Annotated in this window: 19 protein-coding genes; 10 read left to right on the forward strand and 9 right to left on the reverse strand. The window is 71.7% G+C overall.

Annotation, left to right across the window (positions count from 1 at the left end; genetic code table 11):
• Positions 1–202 precede the first annotated feature (202 nt).
• From ACE1OC_RS13760 to ACE1OC_RS13780, 5 genes are all read left to right on the forward strand, one after another.
• Positions 203–1,405 (forward strand): NAD(P)-dependent malic enzyme, encoded by a 1,203-nt coding sequence (locus ACE1OC_RS13760; protein WP_407837254.1) that lies wholly within the window; start codon positions 203–205, stop codon positions 1,403–1,405.
• A gap of 269 nt (positions 1,406–1,674) precedes the next feature.
• A complete protein-coding gene (locus ACE1OC_RS13765) occupies positions 1,675–2,637 on the forward strand; it encodes a zinc-binding dehydrogenase (protein WP_407837255.1) in 963 nt (320 codons plus the stop codon).
• A gap of 94 nt (positions 2,638–2,731) precedes the next feature.
• Positions 2,732–2,941 (forward strand): helix-turn-helix domain-containing protein, encoded by a 210-nt coding sequence (locus tag ACE1OC_RS13770; RefSeq protein ID WP_243336126.1) that lies wholly within the window; start codon positions 2,732–2,734, stop codon positions 2,939–2,941.
• Positions 2,941–3,453: a Clp protease N-terminal domain-containing protein gene (locus tag ACE1OC_RS13775; protein WP_407837256.1), complete on the forward strand. Its 513-nt coding sequence runs from the start codon at positions 2,941–2,943 to the stop codon at positions 3,451–3,453. The genes ACE1OC_RS13770 and ACE1OC_RS13775 overlap by 1 nt, the downstream gene beginning before the upstream one ends.
• 105 nt (positions 3,454–3,558) lie before the next feature.
• Positions 3,559–4,713, forward strand: coding sequence for an ALF repeat-containing protein (locus ACE1OC_RS13780; protein ID WP_407837257.1), 1,155 nt, complete (start codon positions 3,559–3,561; stop codon positions 4,711–4,713).
• A 102-nt stretch (positions 4,714–4,815) separates the two neighbouring features.
• Here the strand turns inward: ACE1OC_RS13780 and ACE1OC_RS13785 are convergent, their stop codons facing one another.
• A complete protein-coding gene (locus ACE1OC_RS13785; protein ID WP_407837258.1) occupies positions 4,816–5,088 on the reverse strand; it encodes a YrhB domain-containing protein in 273 nt (90 codons plus the stop codon).
• A gap of 59 nt (positions 5,089–5,147) precedes the next feature.
• Between ACE1OC_RS13785 and ACE1OC_RS13790 the strand changes: the two genes are divergently transcribed.
• Complete coding sequence (locus ACE1OC_RS13790; protein ID WP_407837259.1) at positions 5,148–5,915, forward strand: transposase; 768 nt, start codon at positions 5,148–5,150, stop codon at positions 5,913–5,915.
• Between the two features lie 64 nt (positions 5,916–5,979).
• Here the strand turns inward: ACE1OC_RS13790 and ACE1OC_RS13795 are convergent, their stop codons facing one another.
• A complete protein-coding gene (locus ACE1OC_RS13795; protein WP_407837260.1) occupies positions 5,980–6,912 on the reverse strand; it encodes a PadR family transcriptional regulator in 933 nt (310 codons plus the stop codon).
• Position 6,913: 1 nt separating this feature from the next.
• Positions 6,914–7,891, reverse strand: coding sequence for a DUF4097 family beta strand repeat-containing protein (locus ACE1OC_RS13800; protein WP_407837261.1), 978 nt, complete (start codon positions 7,889–7,891; stop codon positions 6,914–6,916).
• A 140-nt stretch (positions 7,892–8,031) separates the two neighbouring features.
• On the opposite strand from ACE1OC_RS13800, the gene ACE1OC_RS13805 reads away from it, so the two are divergent.
• Positions 8,032–8,865 (forward strand): hypothetical protein, encoded by an 834-nt coding sequence (locus ACE1OC_RS13805; RefSeq protein WP_407837262.1) that lies wholly within the window; start codon positions 8,032–8,034, stop codon positions 8,863–8,865.
• 18 nt (positions 8,866–8,883) lie between these two features.
• Here ACE1OC_RS13805 and ACE1OC_RS13810 read toward each other — a convergent pair whose 3' ends face one another.
• Positions 8,884–9,828, reverse strand: a complete 945-nt coding sequence (locus ACE1OC_RS13810; RefSeq protein ID WP_274549512.1) for a LysR family transcriptional regulator — start codon at positions 9,826–9,828, stop codon at positions 8,884–8,886.
• A gap of 207 nt (positions 9,829–10,035) precedes the next feature.
• Between ACE1OC_RS13810 and snpA the strand changes: the two genes are divergently transcribed.
• Entirely contained in the window at positions 10,036–10,695 is a 660-nt protein-coding gene (gene snpA, locus ACE1OC_RS13815; protein WP_407837263.1) for a snapalysin, read from the forward strand.
• Here the strand turns inward: snpA and ACE1OC_RS13820 are convergent.
• The 5 genes from ACE1OC_RS13820 to ACE1OC_RS13840 all read right to left on the reverse strand — a co-directional run bounded on the left by ACE1OC_RS13820 (position 10,692) and on the right by ACE1OC_RS13840 (position 14,976).
• Positions 10,692–10,976 carry a hypothetical protein gene (locus ACE1OC_RS13820; RefSeq protein WP_407837264.1) on the reverse strand — a complete coding sequence of 95 codons (285 nt, stop codon included), beginning with the start codon at positions 10,974–10,976 and terminating at the stop codon, positions 10,692–10,694. The genes snpA and ACE1OC_RS13820 overlap by 4 nt on opposite strands.
• 36 nt (positions 10,977–11,012) lie before the next feature.
• Complete coding sequence (locus ACE1OC_RS13825; protein ID WP_407837265.1) at positions 11,013–11,597, reverse strand: dihydrofolate reductase family protein; 585 nt, start codon at positions 11,595–11,597, stop codon at positions 11,013–11,015.
• An 81-nt stretch (positions 11,598–11,678) separates the two neighbouring features.
• A complete protein-coding gene (locus ACE1OC_RS13830) occupies positions 11,679–12,278 on the reverse strand; it encodes a GNAT family N-acetyltransferase (RefSeq protein ID WP_407837266.1) in 600 nt (199 codons plus the stop codon).
• Between the two features lie 148 nt (positions 12,279–12,426).
• Positions 12,427–13,503, reverse strand: a complete 1,077-nt coding sequence (locus ACE1OC_RS13835; RefSeq protein WP_407837267.1) for a family 2 encapsulin nanocompartment cargo protein polyprenyl transferase — start codon at positions 13,501–13,503, stop codon at positions 12,427–12,429.
• A gap of 66 nt (positions 13,504–13,569) precedes the next feature.
• Positions 13,570–14,976, reverse strand: coding sequence for a family 2B encapsulin nanocompartment shell protein (locus tag ACE1OC_RS13840; RefSeq protein ID WP_407837268.1), 1,407 nt, complete (start codon positions 14,974–14,976; stop codon positions 13,570–13,572).
• Positions 14,977–15,201: 225 nt separating this feature from the next.
• Here ACE1OC_RS13840 and ACE1OC_RS13845 point away from each other — a divergent pair, with 225 nt between their 5' ends.
• Both ACE1OC_RS13845 and ACE1OC_RS13850 read left to right on the forward strand, forming a co-directional pair.
• A complete protein-coding gene (locus ACE1OC_RS13845) occupies positions 15,202–15,654 on the forward strand; it encodes an RrF2 family transcriptional regulator (protein WP_407837269.1) in 453 nt (150 codons plus the stop codon).
• 171 nt (positions 15,655–15,825) lie between these two features.
• Positions 15,826–17,022 (forward strand): globin domain-containing protein, encoded by a 1,197-nt coding sequence (locus ACE1OC_RS13850; protein ID WP_407837270.1) that lies wholly within the window; start codon positions 15,826–15,828, stop codon positions 17,020–17,022.
• The last annotated feature ends 20 nt before the right edge of the window (positions 17,023–17,042 follow it).

The raw sequence follows: 17,042 nt of genomic DNA on the forward strand, positions 1-17,042 counted from the left end.
GGTGAGCGTTCTTCGGGTAGAACAGATCCTTACACCCCTCATCCGGGGCTCAGGGCGCGCGTGCGGCGCGCCCGCGCGTACGAACCTCCCCTCCGCGGAGACGGACCCAAACCCGTCGACGCGGAGACGGACGCGGTGCCCGCCCACCCCTTAACCAGGAGTGGCCACCCTCAACGATTCAAAGACTTAAGGGGTTAAGACAGTGGCAGCGGAGATCGTCAATCCTCGCAGCGACAGCGTGACGGACAACAACCCGGATGCGGTGTTCGCGCTGCACCGGGGCGGAAAGATGGCCATCGTGGCCACCGTGCCCGTCAACGACAAGGACGACCTGTCCCTGGCGTACACGCCCGGCGTTGCGAAGGTGTGCAGCGCCATTGCCGAGCAGCCCGAGCTCGTGAACGAGTACACCTGGAAGTCCAACGTGGTCGCCGTCGTCACCGACGGTACGGCCGTGCTCGGACTCGGTGACATCGGGCCCGAGGCCTCCCTCCCCGTGATGGAGGGCAAGGCCATTCTCTTCAAGCAGTTCGGTGGTGTCGACGCGGTTCCGATCGCGCTCGCCACCAAGGACACGGACGAGATCATCGAGACCGTGATCCGCCTCGCGCCGTCCTTCGGCGGGGTGAACCTGGAGGACATCTCGGCGCCCCGCTGCTTCGAGATCGAGCGCCGCCTCCAGGAGGCGCTGGACATCCCGATCTTCCACGACGACCAGCACGGCACGGCCATCGTGACGCTGGCCGCCATGCGCAACGCCGCGAAGCTCACGGGTCGCACCCTCGCCGACCTGCGCGCCGTGATCTCGGGCGCCGGTGCCGCCGGCATCGCGATCGCCAAGATCCTCGTGGACGCGGGCATCGGCGACGTCTGCGTCACCGACCGCAAGGGCGTCGTCTCCGCCGACCGCTCCGACCTGACGGACGTCAAGGCGGAGATCGCGGGCCTGACGAACAAGACCGGCCAGACCGGTTCCCTGGAGTCCGCCCTCGCGGGCGCGGACGTCTTCATCGGCGTCTCCGGCGGTACGGTCCCCGAGGCCGCGGTGGCGACGATGGCGAAGGACTGCTTCGTCTTCGCCATGGCCAACCCGAACCCGGAGGTCCACCCCGACGTCGCGCACAAGTACGCGGCGGTCGTGGCCACGGGCCGCTCGGACTTCCCGAACCAGATCAACAACGTGCTCGCGTTCCCGGGCATCTTCGCGGGTGCGCTGAAGGTCCGCGCGACCCGGATCACCGAGGGCATGAAGATCGCCGCCGCCGACGCCATCGCCGGCGTCGTGGGTGACGAGCTCGCCGCCGACTACGTGATCCCCTCACCGTTCGACACCCGCGTCGCCGAGGCCGTCACGGCCGCGGTCGCCGCGGCGGCGAAGGCCGACGGCGTGGCCCGCCTGGTCTGAGCACTGCGCCGAGCTGCACGAAGCGGGGCCCGTCCGATCGATTCGGACGGGCCCCGTCGTGCGTTTCCGGCCCACCGACGTGCACGTGCCGACCGACGCCGGCCACATCCAGCCCCGCCGGCGTTTGAGGCGCGGGTCTGGGAGGAGCCCAGGGAACGGTGGAAGGGCGGGTAGGGGACAGCCCCGCAGGGCCCGGGCACACACGGCCGACCGCCCGGCGGCAGGGCAGGCCCTGGATCCCCGGGCTACCGACCGGTAGCCTCGCGGCCATGTTCGCTGCCTACGCTGCCCGAATCGACCGTGCCCAGCCGCTGAGCGGCCTCGAGCTGGGCGACCGCCCCGCCCCGCAGGCCCGCCCCGGCTGGGTGACCGTGAACGTCAAGGCCGCCTCCCTCAACCACCACGACCTCTGGTCGCTGCGCGGGGTCGGCCTGTCCGGGGACAAGCTCCCCATGATCCTCGGCTGTGACGCCGCCGGGATCGACCAGGACGGCAACGAGGTCGTCCTGCACTCCGTCATCGGCCAGACCGGCCACGGGGTCGGCCCCGACGAGCCCCGCTCGATCCTGACCGAGCGCTACCAGGGCACCTTCGCCGAGCAGGTCACCGTCCCCGCCTGGAACGTGCTGCGCAAGCCCGCCGAGCTCTCCTTCGAAGAGGCCGCCTGCCTGCCCACGGCGTGGCTGACCGCGTACCGCATGCTCTTCACCAACGCCGGCGTCCGCCCGGGCGACTCGGTCCTGGTCCAGGGCGCGGGCGGCGGGGTCGCCACCGCCGCCATCGCCCTCGGCAAGGCGGCCGGACTGCGGGTCTTCGCCACCAGCCGCGACGAGGCCAAGCGCAAGCGCGCGGTCGAGCTGGGCGCCGTGGAGGCCTACGAACCCGGCGCGCGGCTCCCCCAGCGGGTCGACGCGGTCATCGAAACGGTCGGTGCCGCCACCTGGTCGCACTCGGTCAAATCACTGCGCCCCGGCGGCACCCTGGTCATCTCGGGAGCCACGAGCGGGGACCGCCCGGCGCACGCCGAGCTGACCCGGATCTTCTTCCTGGAGCTCAAGGTGGTCGGCTCGACGATGGGCTCGAAGGACGAGCTGGAGGACCTGCTGTCCTTCTGCGCGGCGACCGGCGTCCGCCCGGTGATCGACGAGACCCTGCCGCTGGACCGGGCCCGCGAGGGCTTCGAGAAGCTGGAGTCGGGCGACGTGTTCGGCAAGATCGTCCTCACCGTCTAGCCACCGCCCCGCCCCCGCCCCCGGAGCCCCGGCACCACCCGCGGGCGTCAATGTGGGTTGACACCCTCCCGCGCGTCAACCTACATTGACACCCATGACGGAAGCTACCGATCTGGCCGAGCGCGCCGGTGACCGTGACCCTCGGGTGGGCCTGCGCGCCGTGGCCGCCCTCCGGCGACTGCTGGAGCAGCTGGAGGCCGTACAGGTGCGCGGGGCCCGCGCGCAGGGCTGGTCCTGGCAGGAGATCGCGGCCGAGCTGGGCGTCAGCCGGCAGGCCGTACACAAGAAGCACGGGAGGCTCTGATGTTCGAACGATTCACCCAGGACGCCCGCTCCACCGTGACGGGCGCGGTCGCCGAGGCCGAGCGGACCGGGGCGCAGCGGGTCGGCGAGGAGCACCTGCTCCTCGCCCTGCTCACCCTGGGCGCCCTCGACCCGCTGGCCGTGGACCGGGCCGCGATCTCCGCCGACCTTGCGGCGGCCCGTCGCCGGGGCGGCATGTCCAAGGCGGACGAGGAAGCCCTCGCGGGCCTCGGCATCGACCTCACGGAGATCGTCTCCCGCATCGAGGAGACCCACGGCGAGGGCGCCCTGTCGGACCCCGCTCCGCGCGGCCGCTCCGGCCGCACCCGGTTCACCCCGGGCGCCAAGAAGGTCCTGGAGCAGTCCCTGCGCATCGCCCTGGGCCGCAAGGATCGCCACATCTCCACCCTCCACCTGCTCCTCGCCCTCCTCTCCCGCCCGGGCACGTCCGCCGAGGTCCTCAACGACCACGGGGTCACCTACGCGGGAGCCGAGGCGGCCCTGACGGGCTGAACAGCGATCACGCCCCCCTTCACTTTCTTTGCTGTCGCGTACAACCATCTGTGCGGCCGGTGGGTCTTCTCCTGCGAAAGAACGTTCTCTCCTGGGGGTTTTGCCGTGAAGTTGTCCCGGATCGCCGTGGCGGTCACCGTTTCCGCGCTGGCCCCAGCCGTGTTCCTCTCGTCCCCGGCCTTCGCCACCGGCGAGGAAACCGGTGCGCCCGCCAGTCCCACGGCTCCGACCGCGCCCGACCGTCCCGCGGCCGAGCAGCCGGGCGACAGCCAGGCCGAGCAGGACCGCAAGACGATCCTCGCGATCATCGCCGACCCGATGGCCAGCGAGCACATGAAGGAAGCGGGCCGCAAGGCCATCGCCGACGGCCCTGCGGCCATGCGCAAGTTCATCGAGACCGACCAGCACAAGATCCGCATCGACGACTACCGGATCCTGATCCTCCGCCTCCTGAACGGTGCCGGCCCCGGCCTGAAGGAGGGCATCAACGCGGTCCTCAGCAACGACGGTTCGAACATCGAGAAGCTGCGCCACTTCTACGAGGTCACCCAGCACGAGCTGCGCGACCAGGACAACCGGGTCGACATCGCCCGACTGATCGGTACCGGCGGACCCGTACTGCGCGAAGAGGGCAAGAAGGCCCTGCAGGGGACGCCCGCCGACCGCATCGAGTTCCTGAAGACGGGGCGGTACCTCGCTCAGGCCGAAGACGACCGGGTCGAGCTGGCCCGCATCGACCAGGGCTGGGACGGCCCCATCCTGAGCGAGGCGATCGGCAAGCTCCTGAACGGTTCCCCGACCCCGGCCGAGCTGCGCCACTTCCTCGAAGTGACCCAGTACGAGCTGCGCGATCAGGACAACCGGGTCTCGATCGCGAAGATCATCGACGCGGGGGGCCCGGAGGTGGTCAAGGCCGGCCGCACCGCGCTGGCGGGTACCGCTGCCGACCGCACCGAGTTCCTGAAGACGGGCCAGCACGAGGCCCGCGCCAAGGACAAGAAGGCCCAGGAGGAGAAGGAAAAGGAGAAGGGGCAGAAGGGGGAGCAGCAGAAGCCGACCCCGGCCCCCTCCACTCCCGGCTCCGGCAGCAGCTCCGGGAACACCGCCGTCACCCCCCAGGGCGGCAACAACAGCGGCCCCCTCGCCACCACCGGCGCCGGTGACACCGCCTGGATCGCGGGCGGCGCGGGCACCGCGCTCGTCGCCGGCGCGGGGCTCCTGCTCGCCGCGCGGATGCGTCGCGCGGGCTCCGGACGCTGAACCGCCTCGCCGCGGCCGTACAGGGGTCGGCCGCGGCGAACACCCGCAAGAGACTGCCTAAGGGCTGTCCCGTAACTGTGGTCGCGGACAGCCGCAGCCATGTCAGGCGGTCGGCTTCCTCCAGAGATGCCGCTCGTCGAGGGTCCCGAACCGTACGTCTCCGCGATCAAGGTCGACGAGGATGGGCCAGCAGTCCAGCAGCATGTGCCTGTCGTTCCGCGATGCCAGGTACTGCACGGAGTTGTAGGGAACGATCAGCAGCCGGCCACTCTCGCGGACTCGCTCTGGGTCGACGGCAAGGGGCGGCTCGTCATCCCGCTGGCTGCGCGCGAGGAACGCCACAGCGAGTTGCAGGGCTTCGTCCTGCTGCATCATGCATCTCCAGTTCGTTGACTCAATGAAACGCACCCTATTGGTCCTGGGATGATCTTCGCGTGGCTTGTGTGATCACGGCGTCGGAGCCGTCCTGGATAGCCCCGTTCACCGGGCTGAGCCCGCGGCAGTTCGGGCAGCTGGTGACCGTCCTGCGGCGCGAGGGTGCCGACACGGTCCGCAAGGGCCGGCCGTGGAGTCTTTCGCTGGAGGACCGGGCCCTGCTGGTCGCGGCGTACTGGCGCACAAATCTCACGATGCGGCAGATCGCTCCGCTGTTCGGTGTCTCGAAGTCCGCTGCCGACCGCATCATCGACCACCTCGGGCCGATGCTCGCGCTCCAGCCACGCAAGCGGTTCGCCAAGGACACCGTCCTCATCGTGGACGGCACCCTCGTGCCCACCCGCGACCACGCCATCGCCGCGCAATCGAAGAACTACCGGTACTCCACCAACCACCAGGTCATCATCGACGCCGACACCCGTCTGGTCGTTGTGGTCGGCCGGCCACTGCCCGGGAACCGCAACGACTGCAAGGCGTGGGAGGAGTCCGGCGCCAAGGCCGCCGTCGGCAAGACCCGGACGATCGCCGACGGCGGCTACCCGGGCACTGGACTCGTGATGCCGCACCGCCGACGCAGGGGCGAAGACCTGCCTGAGTGGAAGGAGGCGCACAACAAGTCCCACAAGCAGGTCCGAGCCCGAGTCGAGCATGCCTTCGCCCGCATGAAGACCTGGAAGATCCTCCGCGACTGCCGCCTCCGAGGCGACGGAGTCCACCACGCCATGCTCGGCATCGCCCGCCTGCACAACCTCGCCCTCGCCGGATAGACGACCGGACCCGACCACGACCGCCCGGCCCCCGGCGACTCAGAGATCATTTACGGGACAAGCCTTAGTCCTGCGGACCCAGGGCCGAAGCGATGCGGGCGGCCGCGTCCGCCAGGTGGGTACGGGCCTGCGCCAGCTGGTCGTCGCTGATCCCCCGGTCGCGGGCCGCGTCGCGGATGTCGTCGCGGAAGCGGTCCAGCAGCCGGTCCAGGTCGCGGGCCGGGTCCCCCGTCGACGGCACGTCACGCGCCCAGTCCGCGTCGGCACCGGGTGCCGGGGCGGCCGGGCGGGCGGAGGACTCAGAGCGCTCGGAGGGCTCGGAGGGCGCGGACTGCGCCGTCGTCGCGCCGGAGCCGCCGAGCCAGGCTCCCGCCAGGCTGCCCAGGACTCCGCCCGACTTCGCGAACTGCTCCTGCAGCTGACCCGCGATGCGCTGGACCTCCTCACGCGCCCGCTCCTGCGCCTCCTTGGCCTGCCGGCGCGCCTGCTGGGCCTCCTCGCGGGCCCGGCGGCTCTCGTCCTTCGCGCGGCGCGCCTGTTCCTTCCACTCGGCCTTCGCCTTGCGGAGCTCCTCCTTGGCCGCCTTCCAGGACTCGTCCTCCACCTGCGTGGCCGACGCGCTGGCCGCGGCCCGCAGTTCGCGCCGCAGATCACCCGCCGCGCCGCTCACGTCGGCGCGGATCTCGGCGGCCAGCTCGGAGACCGAGTCGCGGATCTCCAGTTCCAGGTCGGCCAGTTCACCGCCGCGGTCGGCCAGTTCGGCGCGGCCCGCGTCGGTGATCGAGTACACCTTGCGCCCGCCTTCGGTCGCGTGCGTGACCAGACCCTCGGTCTCCAGCTTGGCCAGGCGGGGGTACACCGTGCCCGCGGAGGGCGCGTACAGCCCCTGGAAACGCTCCTCCAGCAGCCGGATCACCTCGTACCCGTGGCGCGGGGCCTCGTCGAGCAGCTTGAGGAGGTAGAGGCGGAGGCGGCCGTGGGCGAAGACGGGCGGCATGTCAGAGCACCTTCTTGTCGAGCGCGAGCGGGGTGGCCGGGGCGCCCGGCCCGGTCGGTTCAGTCGGGGGAGTTGCGGGCGGGCGGCGCAGCAGCGCGATGGAGCCGGAAACGGTGGTGGCGCGGAGGGTTCCGGTGCCGGCGCCCAGGGTGCCGGTGATCCTCTTGGCGCCCATCTGGCCCGAGACCCGCAGGTCCTCGAAGGCGTTGGAGACGCCGCCGGTGGCGGTGTTGGCCTCGACCCGGGCGTCGGCCGGGTGCGGGAGGCGGATGGCCACCTGCCCGGAAACGGAGTTGAGGGAGATGTCGACCGGCCGGGGCGCGGGCGGCTCCTCGAGGGCCAGGTCGATCAGCATGTCGCCGCTGACCGAGTCGGCCCGTACGCTGCCCACCGCGCCGTCGACGACCGTCAGGCCGCCGGACACGGAGTGGAATCCGAGCTCGCCGGTCACGGACTGGGCCTCGACCCCGCCGGAGACCGTGTGCGCCTTGACCCGGCCGGACAGGCCGACGAGCGTGGTGTCGCCGGAGACTCCGTGGATGTCGGTGCCGCCGTCGATGCCGGAGACGAAGACGGTGGCGCTGACGGTGGCCAGCTGCACCCGGGTGGCGGCCGGGACCGTGAGGGTCACGGTCGCGCTGCGCTCCCAGGCCTTGCGGCCGGAGTCGGAGGCGGACCAGGCCTTCCAGGGCTTGCTCTCGAACCACTGCTTGAGCCCCTGGGAACCGTTCCAGGGAAGGTCCTCGTAGGAAACGGTGAGGGTCCCGCCCTCCTGCACCACGTGCAGGGGCGGCCCGTCCACCTCGGACACCTCGAGGCGGGCCAGGCCCCCCTCGGCGTCGTCGGCGACGACGTTGACCGTGCCGCCGGCCATCCGGACGCGGACCTCGGTCACCGGCTCCTCGAAGGCGAGCTTCTGCGGTGCGGCGACCGACCATACCTTCGGCGGACTCTGCGGATTCCGCGCTGCCTCTGCCATGGTGCTGATCCTCCTCGGCGTACGTGCACGCAACATATCGCGTCTTCTGGCTAACACGATATATCGCGGTTGCCGGAAGTCAAGCGCGTCAGGATGATCCAAAATCATCATTTTGGGCCGTTTTGGCTTAGCGTGTGGGCATGCCGATCTCCCAGACCACGGCGGGCGGACTGCTGCTCTGCCGCGCCGAGCCCCTCGCCGCCCGACCGGCCGCGCACATCCTGCGCGAACGCCTGCTCCTGGCCCCCGCCGGCGAGTGGAGCGTGCTGGTGCCCGAGGCCGAGCCCTGGCTCGCTGGCGCGGAATCCGTGGCCGAAGTCCTGGCGGGCTGGGGTGCCGCGGTCGCGCTGAGCTCCAACTGGCCGGTGCTGAGCCTGTGGTGGGAGGAGGGCCGGACCGGCTTCGTGCTGTCCTCCGGGTTCCGCCGGTCCGCGGCCTACGAGTGGGACGCGGCGGGCCGTCCGCACGGCGAGCGGGACGCCCCATACGCCGCGGACACGGACGCCATGCGGGTGCTGGCGGCGCGGCTCGGCCTGGACCCGGTCCTGGACCTGGAGGAACTGGAGCGCCTCACCCGCCCCGACGAGGCGGCGGACGGCGCGTCCCGACTGCTCGGCGTCATCGCGCTGCTGGCCCGCGCGGGGCTGGCGCTCCCGGCGGGCCTGAACCCGGGCGAACCGGCCGACCGGCTGCGGGAGGCGGCCCGGGTCGCACCGGGGGCGGAGCGGGTGGAGTGGGCGGGCTGGCGCGACACGGTGCGGGCGGAGCTCGCGGTGGTCGAGGACAGCCCCCTGGGCCCGTGGCTCCGGGGCCCCAAGGCCCGCCTGGCGGGTGCGGCCCAACTGGCCGCCGGAGCCCCCCTGATGATGTGGGCGGCCCGCCGCCGCAGCCCGGGCTGGCTGGCCGCGGGCACGGTCCTGGTGACCCACGGCGCGGCCGCCCTGGCCTACGACCGGGCCCGCCGCCGCGCCTAGGGCCTGCCTTCCGCCCCCCTACGCCGCCAGCAGCGGGCTCGCGTTGCGGCGCAGCCAGGCCCGGTAGGGCGGAGTCTCCAGCGCGGCTTCGCGGTAGGCCGCGCGGAGGTCCTCGTACACCCCGTCGAACACCTGCGCGTGCACCCCGGGGCGCGTCGCGAGGAGGAGGCGTACGGCGAGCGGATCGCCGGAGAGCGGCCTGATCGCCATGTCCTCGCGCAGTCCGGAGGTGGGCTGGCAGGGGGCGACGGCCTCGCCGGAGGCGATCAGCGAGGCGGCCGTGTGGTAGTCGGCGTGCAGCAGGGGCGGGTCGAGGCCGGCGCCCGCGAGGACCCGGCGCAGGCCGTCCCATTCGCCGTCCACCGACGGGTCCACGGTCCACCGGTCGGCGGCGAGGTCGCGCAGCTCCACCACGGCCCGCGCCGCCGCAGGATGGTCCCGGGACATGGACACGAACTGCGGTTCCCGCTCCACCAGCACCCGTAGCTCCAGCCCGGCCGGCACGCGCAGCGGGCTGCCCTCCACCTCGTGCACGAACGCCACGTCGAGCCGGCCCGAAGCCGTCATCCGCAGCAGCGCGTTGGCGGACACGTCGACCATCAGGTCGGTCTCGGTGTCGGGCAGCCGCCGGTGCAGCCGCCGCAGCCAGCCGGGCAGGGCGCGGCTGGCCGTCGAGCCGATCCGCAGCCGGGGCCCCTGCGACAGCGCCCGGGCCTCCGCGACGAGGGCGGCCATCTCGGCCAGGAGCGGTCGCGCCCGCCCGAGGATGGTGCGCCCGAAGGGAGTCGGCCGGCATCCGGTGCGCTCGCGCAGGAACAGCTCCCCGTCCAGGGCGCGTTCGATGCGGCGCAACTGGGTCGTCAGGGAGGGCTGGCTCACGCCGAGTTGCCGGGCGGCCTTGTGCAGGCTGCCGGCGTCGGCGATGGCGCACAGGGCGCGCAGGTGCCTGACCTCAAGCTCCATGCCCCGAGAGTAGGCCGGGCCGAGCCGACCGCACCAGTAACCGGTATCCCCTCGAATCCCGCCATTCTCACGGGAGTTGGGCTTCCGAAACCCTCCCGATAGCCCGGCGCTATCGGGGTCTGACATCATCCGCCGGCCCCTCCCGCTCCCGCAGACTCCGGTACCGAACGCCCCCCCCACCGCACCGGATGAGCAGGAGTCCCCCACATGCGCCACTCCCGCAAGACCACTCTGTCCGCCGTCGGCCTCGGCATCGCCGCCGTCCTCGGCGCCGTCGTCCCGGGCGCCACCGCCTCGGCCTCCCCGGGCGCCGGCAGCCCGGCCACGTACGCCGCGTACGAGCAGTCGAAGGAGAACCAGGCCGCCAACCGCGCCTTCTTCGAGGCCGTACAGCGCGCGGTGGCCGAACAGCGCGCCGCGGCCCCGGGCCTGGCGGCCGTCACCGTCACGTACAACACCCGCAACGCGCCGAGCTTCCGCACCCAGATATCCCGCTCCACGCAGATCTGGAACAGCTCGGTGACCAACGTCAAACTGCAGGAGGTGTCCTCGGGCGGGAACTTCTCGTACTACGAGGGCAACGACTCGCGCGGTTCCTACGCGAGCACGGACGGCCACGGCCGGGGCTACATCTTCCTGGACTACCGGCAGAACCAGCAGTACAACTCCACCCGCGTGACCGCGCACGAGACCGGCCACGTGCTCGGTCTGCCGGACCACTACTCGGGTCCGTGCAGCGAGCTGATGTCCGGCGGCGGCCCCGGCACCTCCTGCACGAACGCCACCCCGAACTCCGCCGAGCGTTCGCGCGTCAACCAGCTGTGGGCGAACGGGCTCGTCGCGTCCGGCCTGGACGCGAAGGGCTAAGCCCCTCCGGCCCCGGGCTCCTCCGGCCCGGGCACCTCCGGCCTGGGCTCCCCGGGCCCCTGCTCCTCGGGCCCGGGCTCCTCGTACCCCGGCTCGTACGCCGTGCACTCCCGGTTCCGACAGGGACCGGGGGTCCACTCCGGGACGAAGATCCCCAGCGATTTGCGCCGTCCGACCATCGTGTCGACGGGGCTCCCGCAGACCGGGCACGACTGCTGGTCGTGCCCGGCCCGCGGGGCGACCGTCCCGTGTGCCTGCTGTTCCCGCTGTTGACCGGCCATACCTCCACGGTAGGCCGGTTTCGCCGCTTCGGCGGGTCAGCGCTTGACGGCGTACGAGGTGATGACCTGACCGCCGCCGAGCGCCTGGAAGCCGGTCAGCTCCAGGGGGCGCGCCCCGAACCCGGCGCGCGACATCGGCATGCCGGTGCCGACGAAGACCGGGTACGTCTTGACGACGAACGCGTCGATCTCGTCGATCAGCTGCCCCGCGAGGTCCGCTCCGCCGCACAGCCAGATGCCGAGCCCGTCCCGGGCCTTCAGCTCACGGACCGCTCCCACCAGGTCGCCCTCGATCAGCCGGACCGCCGGGTCCGGCGCCTCGGTGAGCGAGCGCGAGACCACGTACTGCTCGCGCATGTGCCCGTACGGGCTGGTCAGGCCCTGCTTGAGGCCGGGCTCGTACGTACCGCGTCCCATGAGCACCGTGTCGAAGTGCTTGGGTGCGGCGTCCGCGATCCCGAGCTGGGCGCGCCCCGGGGTGGAGATGGTCTCCGGGTACTCGGCCTTGAGGTGCTCGATGAACTCGCCGTCGAGGTAGTCGTAGATGAAATCGGCGTCGCCGTCCGGGGCTCCGATGAAGCCGTCGACCGTCGTGGCGATGAAGTACGTGAGCTTGCGCAAGCGATTCTCTTCCGTTCGACAGTGCACCCCCATCGAGGCACGTCGATCAAAGTACTTCAGCCGAAGTGGTCTCGCAAGGGATTACTGCGGCTTGCGCCACATCGGCCACATCAGCGGCCCGTCGGGCAGCCGCACCGCCTCGCCCGTGAACTGCCAGCCCAGCCGCTCGTACAGCCCCTTGCTGCGCTCGCTGCTCGCCTCCAGGTACGCCGGCACGCCCTCGCGGTCGCAGCGCTCCAGCACCGGCCGGATCAGCTCCGTGCCCAGCCCCTCGCCCTGCCGCCCGGGGGCGACCGCGATCATCAGCAGGTACTCGTGCTCCTCCGCCGTCGGGTGCACCGCGCCCGTGAGCCGGCCCACCAGCTCGCACCGCTCGTTGTCCGGGTCGGCCACGGCCCGCATCTTCGCCGGGATCTCGTCCTCGACGTGCTCGCCCTCCGGATCGGCCGCCGGGATCCGCAGCCACAGCGCCGCCGCCGAACCGTCCACCGCGTAGTCGATCCGGCCCTCGGCCAGCGCCACGTCCACGAAGACGCCCAGGAACTTCCCGTGCACCGCGGCCCGGTGCTCCGGGTCCGGGAACACCCAACTGCTCACGGGATCGGTACGGAAGGCCTCGTCGAGCAGCCGCGCCACGGCATCCCGGTCCGACGGCCCGGCTTGACGTATCTCCAGCCCCATGGGTCACACCCTTCACATCACTCACGCGTCAACAACCGTCAGTGATCCTAGAGTTGACCCACCGGTGCAGAAAGGCCCGTTCCGGCACCGTGCGGTGCCGGAACAGGCCTCCGGGGGTCCTGCGGGGGTCCCCCTCGCCCCTACGCGGTCACTTCGTACGCCGTGTCACGAACTCCGCCAGCGCCAGCAGCCCGCCCGCCGCACCGAGGTCCGGGACGGCCCGCGACAGCTGCTGCACCGCCCGCCCCATCCGGTCGGCGGCATGGGCCTGCGCCCAGTCCCGCCCGCCGGCCCGCTCCACCGCCGCGGCAGCCCTGCCCACGTCGTCCCCGTTCATGGGACCCGCGTACAGCGCGGCCAGCTCCTCCCCCGCCGCGGTGCCCGAGGTGAGGGCGGCCACGACCGGGAGGGACTTCTTGCGGGCCAGCAGATCGGCCCCGGCGGGCTTGCCCGTGTGGCCGGGGTCCCCCCAGATGCCGATCAGGTCGTCGATGAGCTGGAAGGCCAGCCCGGCCTCCCTGCCAAAGGCGTCCATGGCGTCGACCTCGTCCGGGCCGGCCCCCGCGTACAGCGCGCCGAGCGCGCACGCGCAGCCCAGCAGGGCTCCGGTCTTGGCCGTCGCCATGGTCAGGCACTCGTCGAGGGAGACGCTGGGGCGCTGCTCGAAGGCGCAGTCCGCCTGCTGGCCCGCGCACAGCTCGACGATGCAGGCGGCGAGCCGCGCCGAAGCCGCCGCCGAGGCCGGATGCGGGTCCTCGGCGAGCAGCCGCAGCGCGAGCGCCATCATGGCGTCGCCCGTGATGATCGCGTCCGGCGTGCCGAAGACCGTCCAGGCCGTCGGCCGGCCGCGCCTGCGCACGTCCTTGTCGATGACGTCGTCGTGCAGCAGCGTGAAGTTGTGCGCCAGCTCCACGGCCACCGCCGCCCGTACGGCGTCCCCGGCCGCCCCTTCACCGGCCACTCCGTCCCGGGCCGCCCCGTCCCCGCGCAGGGCCTGCGCGGCGGCGAGCACCAGGGCGGGCCGGATGGCCTTGCCGGTGCTGCCCGCCGCCGGGGAGCCGTCCTCGCGCTCCCAGCCGAAGTGGTACATCGCCACGCGCCGCATCGAGCCGGGCAGGCTCTCCACGGCCCGCCGCAGTTCGGGGTGGACCGTTTCTCTCGTCCGCTCCAGCAGGACGGCGGCTTCCTGCCCCTCGCTGGTGGTCATCGCCTCAGTGGTCGACATGGCGTGTGCGCTCCGTCCCGTCCGGTCCCGTCCTGCCTCGTGGCCCTCGCTCCCGCGCCGGCCGGGTCAGCGCCAGCGGGCGATCTCCACGTTCTCCAGGACACCGAGCGCGTCCGGCACCAGCACCGCGGCGGAGAAGTAGGTGGTGACCAGGTACGAGATGATCGCCTGCTCGCTGATCCCCATGAACCGCACGGAGGTGCTCGGCTCGATCTCGTCCGGGATCCCGGGCTGGTGCAGGCCGATCACGCCCGACTCCTCCTCGCCGGTGCGCATGCAGAGGATGGAGGTCGTGCGGGCGTCGCTGATCGGGATCTTGTTGGACGGGAACATCGGGACCCCGCGCCAGGCCGGCACCCGGTGCCCGCCGATCTCGACCGACTCCGGGTACAGGCCGCGCTTGTTGCACTCGCGCCCGAAGGCGGCGATGGCCTTGGGGTGGGCCAGGAAGAACTTGGATCCGCGCCGCATGCTGAGCAGCTGGTCCATGTCGTCGGGGCTGGGCGCTCCGTCGTGGGACTGGATGCGCTGGTCGTAGTCGGCGTTGTGCAGGAGGCCGAAGTCGCGGTTGTTGAGCATCTCGTGCTCCTGGCGCTCGCGCAGCGCCTCGACCGTGAGCCGCAACTGCTGCTCGGTCTGGTTCATCGGCTGGTTGTACAGGTCGGCGACGCGGGTGTGCACGCGCAGGACCGTTTGCGCAATGGAGAGTTCGTACTCGCGCGGGCGGGCCTCGTAGTCCACGAAGGTGCCCGGCAGCACGGCTTCGCCCTGGTGGCCGGCGGAGAGGTCGATCGCGGCCTCGCCGAACTTGTTGGTGCGCTGCTCGGGCAGGTCCCGTACGGAGTCCAGGTGGGCCCGCAGCGAGTCGACGCGGTCGGCGAGGATCTGGAAGTCCTGGCGGGAGAGGGCGAGCACGGTGCCGGCGGTGGCCGCGCGGGCGGTGTACTCCCAGATGGCCTCCTCGTCGACGAGGGAGTCCTCGCCGAAGAAGGCCCCGTCTGCGACGGTCTGCAGGACGGCGTCGTCACCGTAGGGGCCGGGGCCGATCTGGTCGATGCGTCCGTGGGCGAGCAGGAACACCTTGTCGGCGGGGCTGCCGAAGGAGGTCAGCTCCTGGCCCGGCTCGAAGTCGATCTGGTGGCAGCGGGCGGCGAGTTCGGCCAGCGCGTCGGGGTCGTCGTAGTCGCGCAGCACGGGGAGCTCCCCCAGCTCCGCAGGAATCACCTGCACCTGCGTGCCGGTCTTGATGAACTCCACGACGCCGTTGCCGACCGAGTAGCTCAGCCGCCGGTTGACCCGGTACGTGCCGCCCTGGACGGACACCCAGGGGAGCATCTTCAGGAGCCACCGCGAGGTGATCTCCTGCATCTGCGGAGCGGACTTGGTCGTGGTTGCCAAGTTCCGCGCGGCCGATGTTCCCAGACTGCGCTGCGGTGCCTGGGTCTCGGATTCGGAACCTGCCTGGACCGACATGAATTTCCCCTTCGATCACTCCATGAATCTGCGGGAGGAGCTTGTCAGCACGCAGCGTGGTGGGACCATTACACAAAAGGGTGGGACTACTCCGTTCGTGGCTGGGCACCCTGTTGAGTTCAACTCCCGACCCATGAGCCACGTGGACCCCATCCGTTTCAGCCATCTCACGCGATGACCCCTCGTTAATTTGCACGGTGGATGCAAGTTTTCTACGCTGGACCCATGCGGCTGACCCGATTCACCGACCTCGCCCTGCGCGTCCTGATGCGCCTGGCCGTCGCGGAGGAGGACCTCCCCACCACCCGCGACGTGGCGGCGACGATGGAGGTCCCCTACACCCACACCGCCAAAGTGGTCGCCAAGCTGCAGCATCTCGGCCTGATCGAGGCCCGCCGCGGACGCGGCGGCGGCCTCACCCTGACCCCCGCCGGGCGCGCCGCCTCGGTGGGCGGGGTGGTCCGCGAGCTGGAGGGCGCTGGCGACGTCGTGGACTGCGACGGCACCGTCGCGTGTCCGCTGCGGAGCGCGTGCATCCTGCGCGGGGCGCTGCGCCGGGCCCAGGAGGCCTTCTTCGCCTCCCTGGACCCACTGACGGTGAACGACCTGGTCGCAGCCCCGACCGGTCCGCTCCTGCTGGGCATTTCGGGCGGATCGACAGGGGCCGGAAGACCCTGACAACGGGGGCCGAATGGCTGATTCACACCGGCACCGGCCCCGCATAGCCTGATGTCCGCCGACGCTTCGAACAGAGATCCGTATCACCGTAGACGCCCGCACCGCTTTGTCCATTAATACGCATCTCACATTCCAGTTCTGCGATCCATCCCCGACTCGAGGAGTCACCCGATGCTTTCCGAGAAGTCCACCGCGACCGTACGAGCCACCCTGCCCGCCGTGGGCGCGGCCATCGGCGACATCACGGAGCTCTTCTACGGGAAGCTCTTCGCGGCCCACCCCGAGCTGATCCGCGACCTGTTCAACCGCGGCAACCAGAACGCCGGGCTCCAGAAGCAGGCCCTCGCCGGCTCCATCGCCGCCTTCGCCACGCACCTGGTCGAGCACCCGGACGTCCGCCCCGACGTGATGCTGAACCGCATAGCCCACAAGCACGCCTCCCTCGGCGTCACCCGCGAGCAGTACCCGATCGTCCACCAGCACCTCTTCGAAGCGATCGCGGAGATCCTCGGCGAGGCCGTCACCCCCGAGGTCGCCGAGGCCTGGGACGAGGTCTACTGGCTCATGGCGAACGCCCTCATCACCATCGAGGAGCGCCTCTACGCCGAGCAGCAGGTCCTCGCCGGCGACGTCTGGCGCGACTGGACGGTCGCCGCCCGCGTCGAGGAGACCGCGGACTGCACCACCTTCCACCTGACCCTGGCCGACGGCTCCCCGGCGCCCGGGTTCAAGCCCGGCCAGTACGTCTCCGTCCAGGTCGAACTCCCCGACGGCGCCCGCCAGATCCGCCAGTACAGCCTCTCCAGCGCCCCTGGCTCCCCGGTCCGCTCGATCACCGTCAAGCGGGTCCACGGCCCGGCCGCCTCCGGCCCCGACGGCGAGGTCTCCAACCACCTGCACGCCGAGGTGCGCACCGGCGACACCCTGCGCATCTCGGCCCCCTACGGCGACCTGGTCCTCCGGGACTCCGCCGCGCCGGTGATCCTGGCCTCGGCCGGCATCGGCTGCACCCCGATGCTCTCGATGCTGGAGCACCTGGCCGACACCGCGCACACGGCCCCGGTCACCGTCCTGCACGCCGACCGCTCCCCCGCCGACCACGCCCTGCGCACCGACCACCGGGCGCTGACCGGCAAGCTCCCCGACGCCTCGGCGCACTTCTGGTACGAGGCCGACGCCGAGCCCGGCGACCACGCGGGCCGCCTCGACCTCACCGCCGTCCCGGTCCCCCCGGGCACGCAGGCCTACCTCTGCGGCCCGCTCCCCTTCATGCGGGCGGCGCGCGAGCAGCTGATCGCCAAGGGCGTGGCCCCCGCGGACATCGCCTACGAGGTCTTCGGCCCCGACCTGTGGCTCGCCTCGGCGTGATCCGTGCGCCGGGTGCGCGC

Source organism: Streptomyces stoeckheimensis (assembly GCF_045822005.1).
Taxonomy (GTDB): domain Bacteria; phylum Actinomycetota; class Actinomycetes; order Streptomycetales; family Streptomycetaceae; genus Streptomyces; species Streptomyces stoeckheimensis.